Origin of the sequence: Thalassolituus sp. (assembly GCF_034111725.1) — a bacterium.
Taxonomy (GTDB): Bacteria; Pseudomonadota; Gammaproteobacteria; order Pseudomonadales; family Oceanobacteraceae; genus Thalassolituus.
Genome location: NZ_JAWUWR010000077.1, coordinates 50,243 through 65,253, shown reverse-complemented (window position 1 = coordinate 65,253; position 15,011 = coordinate 50,243). Strand labels below are relative to the sequence as shown.

Genomic DNA, 15,011 nt, shown 5'->3' with positions numbered 1-15,011 from the left:
AATAAATACCGGCCTTTTTATTGGTGAGAATTACTCGGAAATCTCTGCAAGTCGTTACCACTTAGCGTAGTGGTCTTCGGCAAAGCCCCATTGGCCATCTAAATGAATGACTTCATTTTCTAATACGATGTCACCGTAAAACTGCCCAAAGTGCTGTGTGAAGTTAGACTTAATAATGAGAGCATTAATTTTTTCGCAGCGTTGCCCACGAGGTTCGAAGAATAGGTGGATTTTGCCATCATCAGAATGCATGCCCCAAGCATGATCGCTTTGGTAACGATCAAAGCGGAAATCTACCTGATTGATTTTGATGAGTTGGTCATCAAGCCAGAGGGCATTTTCCGTAAATCCAGTTTCATTGACACCTGCGGCTAAATTAAACCCTAAACGCCGGCCATCGGCTAAGCGGCAAGAGAGGCTCCCCCAATTCCATACTGTTTCGCGGCGCATAAAACCGCCGGTCCAGTCGACGCTAGCCATCGCCCCTATTTTTTCTAGATTATAAGTATTACCAGCCCACACTACGGAACCATGACATACCCGCGCACAAATCTTTTGGGTATATGTCCAACCTTCATAGCCGGTGCGAGTACACAGTGCAAGAGGGTGGTAGTTAGTGCTCTCATCTATGCTGGCGCGTATTTGTGTACCATCTTTTAGCGATACTCGTACTTGGCGAATACCGGGACGTTGGGTTGCACGTATGATGATGCGATTGCGGCCTTTAACAAAGGTCACAGTGTCTTTATTAGGGCGCGTACCAAAGTGGGTGCCACGACTTAATGGTTGGAGAAAACTGTATTCTTTGTAGGCTTTGGTCTCAGGATTAAATAGATAAACGAACGCATTACTGACCAGTTTCAAGTCAACAATCGCGATACCAACAATCAAACTTGGACTGGTAATGCCAATAAATTCAAATTGATTAAAGCGACGACGCTTGGCTGATTGTCCAATTTTACGATCCATACTGTTACGCAGATCGAAATCCATAAAATTGATATCACCAACACCCCGAGGGAATATGCCGTAGGCAGGCTGGCCGTTGTCGCCAACAAGTTGGTCACGCGAGGTCATACTGTGTCCTTTATCTAACGAGAGCGCAATAAAATCAGTGCTATAGAGTACAGCAAGGCGGCAAGGATGGAATGGGGTGATGAGGCCAAAGAGGGAGCATCTCGGCAGAGATGACCCTCTAAGTTAGGTTTATTGGAAAGCTGCTCGCATAGTAGCCAGTGACTCTTGGTCAGCTTTAAAGCGGAGCTTCAGATAAACACCTTTGGCGGTGAAGTTAGAAGCGGAGAAGTCGCTATCAATAAAGCCGGTAAAGTTATAACCCAAGCCAACCCATACGTTGGTTTTCGGAATATAACCGACGGATAATCCGGCACCATGATTAACTTGGCCTGCTTCGTAGCCATGTAAACGGCGACCATGAGCTCCAACATCCCAACGTTCGGTCAGGTGGTGGCGCCATTCTGTTGCCATAAAGTCTGTGGTTGAGGCGTAATTACCGCTGCCGTATTGATCCAACACACGCTTAATACCGTATTGTCCTGCCAACTGATCACGCTCAGTAATCAACCAGTTTGCATGAATATTATTAATTAACTTACGTGTGCGATCAGGAATGCCGCTACCACCGTAAGCTTCTTGTACCCAACGCGTTTGCCATAATAGAGCAAATGGATCTTTACGCGGACGTAGGGCTAAGTCGAAGCGCGCATCTAATTGGTTGGAGTAGGTATCATCACCATTTTCGTGGAACCAATTAACGCTACCACCGGTGGCTAGTGCATCGCTTAGTGGGTGATACAAGCTAGTACGAGCTACCCACTTATCATTGATATTGCCGTTACGATATTCGACACGGTTATTCCACTGCCAAATAGGTGTGCGATAAGCACTGCCAACGTATACGGCATGGAAGTTTTCTGATGTACCGATTTCTTCAGGCGCACTATTTTCCAAATCTTGCGATTGCTCGAAACCAGTGCTTAAGCTCCATGCTTCGTTCAGTAAGAACTCTTGCGATAAACCGGATACCGCAAATAAGCGATAGCTGTCATCTTGCTCCACTTGTTCGATACTTTGTTCGGCGCGAGCGCCGGCCCAAGGCGTGGCACGAACACCGAATACGGAGCGTTGAGGTGCATCGCTTTCAAACCCAGTTTCGTGTTCAGCGAATAAGCTGTAGTCATCGTCTAGGCGATAATCGGCACCCAATAATAAGCGATCATAAGCGTCGCTGCGCTCGGATACGTTACCAAGTAACTGTGAGCTTAAGGTCATGCGGTTATTCATGAAACGACGACTGAAACCAGCGGACAATTGGTCCGTGTATAAGGTTTCGTCAGTGCTTTCATTTTGCGCAGTGACGACACCAAACGAGAATTGTTGATCGTCATCTAAACGATGAATCCAGTCTACTTGGCTTTGATAGCTATTTAATTCTGTACTCAAACCATAGTGATGAAAACCTAATACTTGCAGGCGATCACGGTCGGTTATGTACCAGTTACCCTCAATACCTTCTTTGCGGTAATCATTTTCGCTGTCGGATGTTTGCTCTAAACCGAAGCCATTATCTTGGCTTTGCACATAGGCTTTGGCTTCGATAACTTCATTACGATGTGCGATCTCAATGCGATGGGCATTAGCTGTGGTGGCATCACCTGCTACAACTTCTTCCGATTGAGCTATTTCAGCGCTAATTTCGGTATCACCCAATTTCACAGTAGCGTCAAACGCTTGTAAGTTACGATCATCACCTGTTTGATTTTGCGTAATGGCGGTGACACCAGCACGTACGGTATCGCCCAGTAATTTCACACCAGCACGGCCACCACTGATATAGCCAAGGTTATCACCGGCGTCGACTTCATATTCAACCACGATATAGCGTGGATTGAAGGAAGCATCGGTGCTGGCGATTGGGCTCTTGAAATAAATTGTGCCATCTTGATAGTCGATAACGTAATCAACATCGCGTTGTAGCAATTGGGTAGAAAGCACCACTTCGCTGCGATAACGGTCGCGAATTTCTAAACTGACGTTTTCGCTGTTGAGAACTAATTGCTGCTTCTGTAAACGATACAGACCAGACGTGCCATCACCTTGAATTTCGTCACGTACAAAACCTTGGTTGGTTTGGCTAATAAAACCGGATAATTCAACAACATCACCTTGGTATACCGACTGCAAACCTGTCAATTTACGGTTATAACGACCTAGGGTGGTAACGTTCAGGTCGGTATTGATGTCTCCAAATACGGTGTAAAAACGCTCACGTTCAATGCGCACATACAGCTTACGCGCAGAGCTAGCATCCAGTTGTTGTTGGCTCGCATCACCGTAAAGGGTGTAGTAACGATCCGGCTCAATCACACGAGCGAACGGCTCTGCTTCAGATTTGCCTGAATCGTAGGCAGCCGTGATCAACCATTCTCCCGATACTTGGCCTTGGGTAAAGAAGGCTAAACGACCATCGCTGTAGATGTTGTCATCAATACCCGCAGCTTTCATCGACGCACTATCACCACCGCCAGCGTTATAACCCACGGATAGATCACCTAAACCGACCAAAATCCACTCACGATCTTGCGGTTTTAACCACACGCGTAGTTCATCGGTTTGGCCGTTAGAGTGATGGAAACGCAACACGGCTTCACCGGCTTGGAAAGTTGGTGCTAATTGAATACGGGTAATACCATCGCTACCGACTTGATAGTGCGGCGTTTGCATCATTGCTAGCGGGTTCGCTTCAATTTGACGCGCTTCATCATATAGCTGATACGGCGATAGAACTTCTACTTCGCCTTGAACTTTGGCACGAATAGGGAAGCCGTCTTTATCGGTTAAGCGCACAGCAATGGTTGGTGGGTTAATACCATCAGCGATTACTGAACTTTGATCGAGTACTAACTCTGCCTTGGCTGGATCTTGGGAGAAGTGAACTGTCTTCTCAAATTCACTCACTACGTCACCATTGCTATCAAGAATAGTGACACCAAAACGGTTAGCGCCCGGCTGAATATCGACACCGCGCCATTGGCTAACCATCAAATCACGATCCGTGCTGGCGGTAGTACCATCATAGTTAAGAGCGCTCACTGGAGAACCATTCAGGGTCAGTACAATGCGTTGTTTTTTCGCATGTAAGATCGCGATTTTAATCGAGCCAATAGCTGGGCTGCGATCTAATGGTGGCCATAACCATTGCGCATCGTCTGCTGCGGTATCGAACCATTGCTCATCAAATTCAGGAATCAATAATTCCGATGGCATTTGTGCCGGATTGCCTGCCGCTGTTGCGGGTAAGCCGGTAAAGCCTGGGATAAGTGATTGAACGCCGGCGACTTGTAAATCACTGCCTTGGCTCTTCAAGCTGAGTACCGCATCAGCATTAAGTACTTTCACTTCAACGCGACGGTTTTGCGCACGGCCTTCGGCACTGCCGTTACTTGCAACAGGAACGGTTGCACCTTTACCCAGCGCTGTTACTTGGCTACCAGCAACTTTTAATTCTTCAGCTAAATAGGTCGCTACTGATTTAGCGCGAGCTTCGGATAACGCTTGGTTATCGGCAAAAATATGCTGGTTGCGCTTAGAAATACGGGTGCTGTCAGTATGACCAACAATTTGAATTTTCAAATTATCGAGGCCATCCAAACGTTCAATAACTGAGCGTAAGTTTTGCTTATCTTCGTCGGTTAATACATCCGAGAAGTTAGCAAATTTTGGTGGACTAACCGGTTTTACTTCGCCATCAGCAGGCGGCAATATTAATAGAGCCGTGGTGGTTGCTGCTTTTACCTGCTGTGGCGTTTGGCCTTCAGCTTGGAAGCGTGTGATCGAACGCGTAACAAGATCACCTGACTGAGCTTGGTCGGTTACTACGGCATCAAAATGAATTTGATGGCTCCAGTTTTCTGGCTTGTCTCCTAAGCGATAAATTAGGGTGCCGTATGATATTTCTGGATCTGCAGAAGCGACGCCATCAATATCGGTTGTTCCGGTTTGATAAATAAGACCGTCAGGTAACGCGATCATTTGAATGACGTTATTCACTGCCAAGCCTGTGCCTTTTACATCAATCGTAAAACGTACTTTTTGCTTAACCGGTGAGTTGTATGGCGTTGGTTGGTTCGCGGCAATGTCTAAAGGCACTAACTCATGATTTAACTGTTGTGTGACTTCCCCCATGTCTGGCTCAAGCATTTTCAATGCGAAATCAACGCGCCAGAAACTACCACCTTGAACATCGACAAATTGGCTGAAGTCCCGCCCTGCGTGGAAACCACGGAGATCACATTCCATTAATTCCATATAAGGAGGAACGGTCGCTTTATCAATTTGGACGACGTGCGTGCCCGGTTTCACATCTTCGATATGCCATTCACCCGCTTCATCGGTAACGACATAGGTGCCGTCTTCCATGAATAAGCGGATATTAGGAACGCCATCGGCTGATTCTTGGTTGCCATTACAGTCATCGAGGAATACACGACCAAATAGGCGGGCATTATCTTTGTAGAATTCATCTCGAATAGATACGCGAGCGCTAGCGCGATTACTGACGACGACGTCGTCGTTAATCCAAGCGGTATTGGTAACTTGGCCTTTCGCTAAGGTCGATACTTGAGTGACATAGGTTAGCGTTAAGCTGGCTTCTGCAGCGACTTCAGGAAGGGTAAAAGCCAGTAATGTGCCTTTGCTGCTAATGCTAGGATCTTCGACTTTCACTCCATTAATGCGCGCTGAGCCTTGACGATAACGTAAGCCCGCTGGCAATTGGTCTTTCACTTCAGCGTCATTGAGTAAAACTTCACCATTGCTTAGACGAATAGTGAACTCAACAAAGTCACCAACACCAGCCTCGTTTTTAGACGCTGTTTTACTCAACAATAAATTAGTGTCGAGCGGATCGGCACCGATATCTGTTACGAATACGCGGTTATTAACGGTAAAACTTTCGCCGCGAGAAATAGCGGTAATATCGAATGGACCATTCGGCGCATTAATTAATTCATCGTCAGTTAAATCCGACGGGATACGGAAGTCAGCAGGACCAGTTACTTGCAGCTGATATTCACCGTTAGCAATCACCGGGAAACGGAACGCGCCATCAGCAAATGATGGGGTTACAGCGCTTGCACTAATGGCTGGAGCAGGGCCCGTTTTTACGGTACTTGGATAAGGAGTAACACCATCGTCATCAAATACTTTGCCATCGGCTGGTAAGCCGGTTGATACGTCAATAAGCGTTACGTTTACGCCATTGATTGGCGCACCAGTAGCCGCATTGAATACACGACTACTTGGATCGAAGCGGGTTGAATCGCTCACAATATCTGTGTTATCGGCAGCATCCTGATAGGTTGCTACTATGGTTTGACCCGTTTTTACGGATAAAACACAGTTATACGATTGGCTGCTATTACCCGCCACTGCGGTTGGCAACACGCCGGCAAATTCTCCAGTATTGTCGCCAGTTTCAGTCAGGCGAATGGTTTCGGTATCAGAACCATCACTGGAGGAAATTGTAATAACAATTTGGTCGGGACGAACAGGGTTTATATTTTTGTCGCCCTCGGTCACTAAAATAAATAGGGGTTCGCCTACTTTATAACCGAATTGATCATTACTCAGGCTGTAGTTGCTTGGCAAACTATGACTCGTACCGCTTAAATCGGTAAAGCCAGTTAAAGAGGTATAGTTACCGGCACTATCAGAACATTCGCTATCGGTTAAATAGGTGTCGTTGCTAGTACCGGTATCGTCATAATGGCCAAGTGAGATTTCAGAAGGCGTCGGAGCAATCGGACCTGGATTAATTTCCTGAGTCGTTAAGCTCACTGACGCTGCTTTAGTAAAATCAACACCGGCTACCTGATACGATGCCACTGCAGTATTTTCAATTTCCGTATTGGCAGGCGTGACCGCAGCGAATGCTTTATTCGCTGTAGTCATCGATAGCATACCCATTCCAGTCAGCAATACTGCCGCTCTGACAGTTGTCAGGAGTGATTTGCTGTGGGTATTGAACAGAGTCATCGTGTCAGTTTCTTCAGTTAATAGTTACTTGAAAAACAATCACGTTGGCTTCTTCCGCGGCTACTTCGCCTAGGTTGGCCGTGATTACGCCACTGCTTTCTGTCACGTTTGCTGCATCGGCGGCTGCCGGTGTTGTAAGGTCGTCGTAACTAACGAGCAGAGAATCGGTAACGTAGGTAGTATCAGTCGGCAATGTATCGGTAACGATGACATTGGTGGCTGACGCAGTACCTGTGTTTACGATACGAATGGTGTACTCAACCACAGCACCAGGAATGGCTTTAGGGTTGGTCGTACCATTAATCGGATCAGAGATAACAACTGAGGTTTTAGTTAAGTTATCGGTAATGCCGTCACCATTAAGGTTAGGGAATGCCAATTCTAAAACGTCACTTAATACTTCTGAGTTGTCAGCATCCGCAGGGGTTGCACCGTTGGCATAAACCACTTCGATAGTCGTTGCACCGTTAGGTACTGCCGCATCATCAGTGCTGCCGTTGCTTGGATCGTTGTCGGCTGTATCTAGGTTGTACGTTGTTCCATTAATTGTGGATGCAACGCCGTTAACCGTTAGATCGGTTACCGCAACATCACCATCAACACCGGTGATATTTTCTTTTGGTAAAACAACGAAAATAGTGACTGAATCGTCCGCAGGGATTTCATCTGTCACTGTGATCGCCGTGTCGCCGGCATCAAGTTGACCATCACCATTCACATCAACGTAATAGGTGTAGGTACCTGTTAGGTCGATCGTATCGGTGTAGTCAGTACCATTGGCATTAACCGTTGTTCCAGTTGCGTTTGCCGCTGCAACTGCAAAGGATGTTGGCGCGTTACCTGTGTTGTTGACCACGAAAGCGGCAACGATAACTTCGTCAGTTTCCAATGATGTTTGGTTTGCGTCGGTATTTAGACGCGCCAAATCGAAGTCGACTTTAATATCGACATTAAATTTATCTTCAGCCGTGACCGCAGTTTGGTCAATGCCGTTGATTTGGTAGTTAAGGGTTGCCGTGTTAGTAACTTCAGTACCCGCAGCAGTTCCTGCCGCATGTACATTCACTGCTAATCCACTTAACGTCCCCAGTAGTACTGGGGCAATCAGTTTTGAATATTTATTCATAAGTAGCTCCCACTAGGTATTAATTAACGCGAACCTTGAATTCAACCGAACCACTTTTTCCGGCAGCAACTGCTTGCTGTAGGACCCAACGGATTTGGTTGATATCTTGGGCTCGAGCCGGGCGTAATTGCCCATCCTCATCCACTTTCAAATCTTGCATACGAGCGAACAGCTCACCGTAAACCGAGTAGGTAACCGTTGCTGCTTGACCGTTTGCACTATTTGCCACGTACGTGGTGTTTTCGGGCACAGGGTTATTAATCACTACGCCACTAACGGCTTCACTGCCTGTGTTGGTGTAAGTGATCCGGTAGCCGATTTTATCGCCAGGGGCGATGGTTCCAGCGTCCTGCCATTCTTCCACAACACTGCCATCGGCTTGAGTCACAGGTGCAACCAGAAACACTTCAGTGTTCAAGTTAACCTGAGCAAAAACGGATAACGGCAGTAGTAACAGCAAAGTCGTTAATAAGCGCATGTTGTGCCTCTTTGTTATTTGATTTCAGCTTGTAACTGGATCACATAAGACGTGCCGCTAGTGACAGTACCGAGTGTTACGGTGACTGCACCTGCTGTTACATTGCTATTATCTGTAACATCATCAGCGTCTGTCTGTGATGCTGCATCCAAAGTCAACGTGCCTGCAACGTAGGTCATGTTGGTTGGGATAGCATCGGTGATAACTAGGTTATCAACGTCGCCACCAACGACTTCAACGTCGATTTGGTACGTTACGATGGTGCCTGGAACGTCAGTTGTGCCACCGAATGGATCAACGCGACCTGCGATTGTTTTAGAGATATTCACGCTAGCGGTCGTTGGCTCTGCACCAATAGTGAAGGTTGCTGAAGCAGTATCCGTTACGCTGTTACCAACTACGGCATCGCTAACACCAGTGCCTTCGCCTACTAATAAATCACCCGGTGCAGCAGTTGATGCTCCTGGGGTATCTGACATCGCTTCCAATTGAATTTTGGCAGTATCACCAATGGTGGTTGCGCCAGCAGGAATATCAACAACCACAAAAATAGTTTTTGCTGGGTTAGATGAGTTCGCATCTAGGTTGATCGAGCTACCAGATGTTAGCAGTTGGTCGCCAGCGCTGAATACGCCGTCACCGTCGGTATCAACGTAAACTTTGATATTTTCTGCATCGAATTGGTCGCCCGCCAAGTTAGTGGCATCGAGTGCAAATGCTTCACTACCGTTACCAGTGTTGGTTACGGTGTACGTTAATACCTGCGCGGTATCGCCTGCATTCGTCGTTACCGGAGTAACGTTTTCAGCAGTTACGTTAACGCTGATCAGTTCTAATACTATTAATTCAGCAGCATCACTGGTCGTTACGCCTGTTGTACCGGTCGCTGGATCATCAAAGGTCGCAACGGCGGTGTTAGTGATTTTAGTACCGGCTGGTGTGCCGATCGCCCATGTGGCCGAAGCCGATATAATCCCTGCGAATAGCAAGGCGCCTTTTACGATGGTCTTCATGGAATGCTCCTTATTGGACCTTTACTTTATAAATGAGAGTGAATTGCGGCGAGCCGCCTCCGGTACTGCCGGGCATAGTGCCTTTCGGAGTAATACGTATGTCCGTTACTAGTGGATCGAATCCATCGGCATCGGGATTAGGTACATAGGTAAAACTGGTGCCGCCGTCATTGGAGAAATCAATGTCATCGGAAGCAGAATCTAAACTTGTAAACGTCAACGTAAGAGTTGACGGCGGTGTACCATCGGCTAACTCAATAGGACTACCGTTCGCGAAATCTCCAACAAATAACGGGGTATTTGCGGCAAGGTGATCAATTAACTGAATGCTATCGGGATCACTTTCGCCTTCGCCTTGATTGACGACATTCAGTTGATAAGCCACTTCAGCACCCGGAATCGCTTTTGGATTGGTGCTGCCATTTAATGGGTCGGATAATACGTTCATAGTTTTCGTCAGAATTAATTCTGGCGGTAAACGTAGGCTGATCGTTTGGGTGCGATTATGGAATACCGTACCTTCGAAGCCTTCGTTGGCTTCTACAGTAATGGTCCACTCGCCACCATTAGCAGTCGTTGGTACTAAATATGGGTATTCGTAGGTATTAATTGCACCGCTACTGGCAACTGCAGATAGCGTCGCTGCAGAAATAGGCAGGTCGCCAGCGGTATTGGCGACGGTGAGTGTCGCTCCATTGATATCGTAGAAGCCGAACGGATCCGATACCTGGCTACGGAAATAAACTTGCTGGCCACGATCAATGCTGGTCAGCACATTGCCAGCCGGATACGGCGCGTCGAAGACGGAAATCGAGTTAACGTTAATGACTGTATTAGAAGTTAGTAGTACTGCGGCAGGAGTGCCGCTATGCGACGAATAAACATTCAAGTTGCGATACGTCGTAAATGCCTGAGAACCACCGTTACGTGATTGGCTGATAACGAGTTCAAGTAAATCGCCAGCTTCCAAGGTAACGGGATTGCTAATGGCTAAATCGAATTGGAAACTACGAATAGTATCTTGCCCCGAATTATTCCCCGCACCGATTAAATCAATGGCTTGAGACGCTGATGCAATGTTCGTAGTAGCGCCGGAGCGATTTCTACGAAGAGTCGCCGTGACCGTATGATTAAATGTGTTGTTTACAAACGTTCCACCAGTCGCTGAGTTTTCTAGAAACAGCTGTACCGGAATAGCTGAGTTATAGTTCAGGTTTACTAAAGTCTGTAAGGCTGGGTTAATTACCCAAGTATTACTCTGACCATCGTTGATAGTAACGAAGTTTTCATCAGTGCTTGCGATACGTGTAAGCGAACTATTGCTATGCAAATATAAAGGCTTATTACCTGATCCATCGATGACATTATTCACAGTCAGTGTAGGCGACGAGAATGTATAACTTTGACCATTATTGCCTGCGACTGCGGTGTTGGTAACGCTGTTACCGTTCTGAGCACCGCTAGACAAGATGGCTTCAATAAGGACTGTCACGCTACTCGCAGCACTAATACTGATATTGTCGATTTGAACGAGTCCACTGCTATTACTTCCTGCCGGCGCAATAGCACTGTTGTTGATACTTCCTGCAGGGATTGTTACTAACGTGTAGCTGCTAATCAACGCTGGCATATTGTCGGTTAACGACAAGTTGGTTGCATTGAAGTTACTGCTGTTTTTCAAAGTGATGGTGTAGCGCAGGGTATCGCCAGGTTCAACTAAGCCGCCATTCACATCAACAACTGATTTAGTGCTCGTTGATAGGTTGGCGTCTTGCAAAATAACCGCTAAATCATCACTGTTATCACTAGAGTCATTGTCAAAGTTACTACCACTTAACGTCGCAGAGCCAACGGTGGTTGCTTGGGTTGTACTAGCCGTGCCAATTTGCACAGACAGTGGAGTAGAGGATGCACCGTTATTGATACTTTGTGCATAAGTACAAACCACTTCAGTGAGTGTTGATGTGCAAGTCCAGTCCGTGCCACTAGCGCCGATGAACGTAGCGCCATCATTTAGGGGGATACGAATTTCGCTGCCAATAGGTGCTGTCGATGGACCATCGTTGCGCGCAGTAAAGGTGTAGTCAATCGTTGCACCACGAGATACTTTCGCCGGTGCAGTTGTAAGCAGGTGTAGATCGGACACTAACTCGTTAGGAACACTGATGATCTCGGCGGTCAAAAATACTTTGTCCTGACCAGATGAGTAAGTCGTTGATACTGACGTTGCACCGGGAGTTAGATAACTACCAATTTGGTAAGTGTCGATATCGACACCACTAGTGGCCGCGCTCACAGCGTTTGAATACGAGTTTAATTGATTGTCTGCGGGGTTGTTGGCGTCGGTTAAGTTGTTGCCTTCAAAGATCAAGGCTTCGCTGAATCCATTAGTGCTTTGTGAGTTCCCGGCATCACCTTCCCAAGTAATATGGGCATGCTGACCACCTAAAGAGGCAGCATTTTGCGCAATAACAAAATTATTCGGCGATAAGGTAATAGAACTTCCGGTAAAGCTCTTGAAACCGTCATATAAGTTTACAACGCGCAGAGGTTCTGAAGGGTTTTCGTAAATCGCCAGTATCGACCAACCACCGTATACGACAGCGTTATTACAATAAGTATTACTAGTATCGAAAGTGAGACCGGTAACCGTATAGGTGCCGCCTGTGCCGGTAATCCGGCTAGTAATATCAGCGCGTGCACTATAGAAAGTTTGGCTTCCTGAGCTTTCGTTATAGGTATAGCCTGCGGTGACTGTAGAGCCATTTAAGTTAACGGAATTATCAGTAGAGCCGGAACCTGACCAATATAAATAAGCCGCTTTAATAGTGCTACCCGACGGTATACTTAAGCTCGCACTTGAACTGGTCAGTGCATTACATTCGTTGCTGCTGGAACGCATTGAGTTGCCGGTTAATTTAAACGACAAATTTCCTGCTAAGCTCGAGCGCAAGACGATTTCACCATTGGATGCAGTGCTAGCTACAGACACGGTTGGCGCCGTAATCGTATAGGTGGTTGTGCTGTTACCAATAATTGCGCTGTTAGTAATATTGGTCCCTTGGGCTGCAGAACTTGAAACAATAGCGTCAATAACGACTTCTTCCGTCCCTTGAGCCGCAATCATTAAGTTATCAATAATGACGACACCCGCACTATTGGTGCCGGTAGGTGCTGCAGTACTGTTATTAATACTATCGACAGGTTGACGAACAACCTCGAAACTACTGATAGCTGCTGGCATATTGTCGGTTAAACGAATGCCTTCAGCGTTGAAGTTACTCGTATTATTGATATCAATTGTAAAGCGCAGCTTATCCCCTGGCTGAACAGTGCCGCCGTTGACGTCCAGCACACTCTTTACTGAGGTCGATAAATTAGGATCAGCAAGCGTTACAGCCATGCTGACACTATTGTCACCTTCGTTGTTATCGAAGTTGGAGCCTGCGGTCACGGCCGTTCCTGAAATTGTGTTGGTCGTAGCATTGCTGGTGCCAACAACAAGAGTGAGCACTGGTGCTGTTACGTTGTCGGTAAGTGCTTTGTTGTATGTACACAGCACTTGGCTGGTGGTGTTGGTGCATGACCAATCAGTTCCCGTGGCACTGATAAAGGTAACGCCATTATTTAATGGAATCGTTAACGTTGTACCAGTAGGTTCGTCAATCGGACCGTCGTTCTTCACTGAAAATTGATAGCTAACATTGCTACCGCGAGCGACAGCCGTCGTTGGGGCGGTAACCGTTAGTGACAGATCGCTGACCGGTTCATTTGGAATACTAATAATTTCAGCCGAAAGGAAAACTTGGTCTTGGCCGGACGAATACGTCGTCGTAACCGAACGAGATCCTGCCGTTAAAAAACTGCCAATGTTATAGACGTCGAGATCAACCCCAGATGTCGTGGCGCCAACAGCATTAGAGTATGAGTTAAATTGGTTACCACTTGGATTGTTCGTGCTGGTTAAACTGGTTCCGTTAAAAACTAACGACTCGCTAATACCGTTACGAGAATCAGAGTTGCCGGAATCACCTTCCCAAGTGATATGAGCGTGCTTGCCGCCAAGAGATGCAGGGTTTGGGGCTACCACGAAGTTATTTGGTGTCAGGGTAATTGAACTGCCCCAGTACACGCGGAAACCATCAAACAGGTTAACAACTCGTAATGGTTCCGAATTATTTTCGTATACCGCTAGTAGAGCCCAGCCACCGTATGCTCCTTCAGTGGAGCAATAGGCGTCTGCCGTACTAAAGGTCAAACCGGTAACTGTATAAGTAGAGGTAGAAGCTGATATTCGGCTGGTAACGTCAGCTTTAGCGCTGTAATAGACTTCGTTGTTACCTGTTTCGGTATAGCTAACGCCGGCACTAACGGATGAACCGTTTAAGCTCACGCTAGTATCAGGGGAACCCGAACCTGACCAATAGAGATAAGCTGCTTTTAAGGTACTGCCGGTTGGTATCGTTAGTGTTGCGCTTGAACTCGTCAGTACGCCACAGCCGTTAGTGCCATTGCGCATCGTGTTGCCGGTTAAGGCGAATGATAAATTACCGGCGAAGCTTTTGCGTAGCACTATGTCTTGGGCGTGAGAGATCGGCGTGACTAAAAAGCACAGCAACAGCACAAGCCCAGTGCAAAATCCGTTTCTAGGCAGGTTGTTTAGGTGATGTAAAATTTTGGAATTCCGTGTTTTCAAAAAATTAACCTGAACTTATATCGATAAAAAAAGTCATGTCTTGTTCATTGGCAGTGATCATAGGGTTTGTAACATCTTGCGTCAATTTACAGCCAGTATGTAGCCAAGGTTTTTCATCATGTGGTAAGCGCTTGATTTAGCAATGAATATCAGTTGCTCGCCGTTTGTGTTAATAAAACTACCGTACATCTGTTCATTCATCGTTTTTAAGCAACAAAAGAGGGTGTAGTGCTCCTTTGAGTTGGCGATCTGGACATAAAGTGACAAAAAAAGTCACTATGTAAATCTTGTGCAAGTCATGGCCAACCTTGGCTATTTTCGTTATTGACTCACATGTTAGTAACACTTTGTGTTCTGCGTTGTGATCAAGTAATTATCCGTTAACTTGGTGTATACGTTGTTAACATCGCGTTGGATGCGTTTAGTGCAATTATTTTTGACGAGGGGAGGGTGCCCTTGAAAGGTTGCAGATATGTGAATAGGGACGTTTTTGTAGGGAGTCATAGTGTGCTTGATGCTGAGGGTTTTTAGTTAAGCCTTATGTTAGCGCAATAGGGGCTAAGAGGATGAAGTCTCATTAAGAGCGATATGCATTGGCAAGACCTTGTAACCATCCAACAAAAATGCCGCTGAGCAAACAGC

At 46.5% G+C, this 15,011-nt stretch carries 6 protein-coding genes; all 6 read right to left on the bottom strand.

Going from position 1 to position 15,011, the window contains the following annotated elements:
• Nucleotides 1–54: 54 nt before the first annotated feature.
• A complete protein-coding gene (locus UXZ23_RS13075; protein WP_320821001.1) occupies nucleotides 55–1,077 on the bottom strand; it encodes a DUF2804 domain-containing protein in 1,023 nt (340 codons plus the stop codon).
• Between the two features lie 129 nt (nucleotides 1,078–1,206).
• Entirely contained in the window at nucleotides 1,207–6,981 is a 5,775-nt protein-coding gene (locus tag UXZ23_RS13070) for an OmpA family protein (RefSeq protein WP_320821000.1), read from the bottom strand.
• A gap of 88 nt (nucleotides 6,982–7,069) precedes the next feature.
• On the bottom strand, nucleotides 7,070–8,182 hold the full coding sequence (locus tag UXZ23_RS13065; RefSeq protein WP_320820999.1) for a DUF11 domain-containing protein: 1,113 nt from the start codon (nucleotides 8,180–8,182) through the stop codon (nucleotides 7,070–7,072).
• 19 nt (nucleotides 8,183–8,201) lie between these two features.
• Entirely contained in the window at nucleotides 8,202–8,660 is a 459-nt protein-coding gene (locus UXZ23_RS13060; protein WP_320820998.1) for a hypothetical protein, read from the bottom strand.
• 14 nt (nucleotides 8,661–8,674) lie between these two features.
• Nucleotides 8,675–9,673, bottom strand: coding sequence for a hypothetical protein (locus UXZ23_RS13055; protein WP_320820997.1), 999 nt, complete (start codon nucleotides 9,671–9,673; stop codon nucleotides 8,675–8,677).
• Between the two features lie 10 nt (nucleotides 9,674–9,683).
• Nucleotides 9,684–14,297 carry a hypothetical protein gene (locus UXZ23_RS13050; RefSeq protein ID WP_320820996.1) on the bottom strand — a complete coding sequence of 1,538 codons (4,614 nt, stop codon included), beginning with the start codon at nucleotides 14,295–14,297 and terminating at the stop codon, nucleotides 9,684–9,686.
• Nucleotides 14,298–15,011 lie beyond the last annotated feature (714 nt).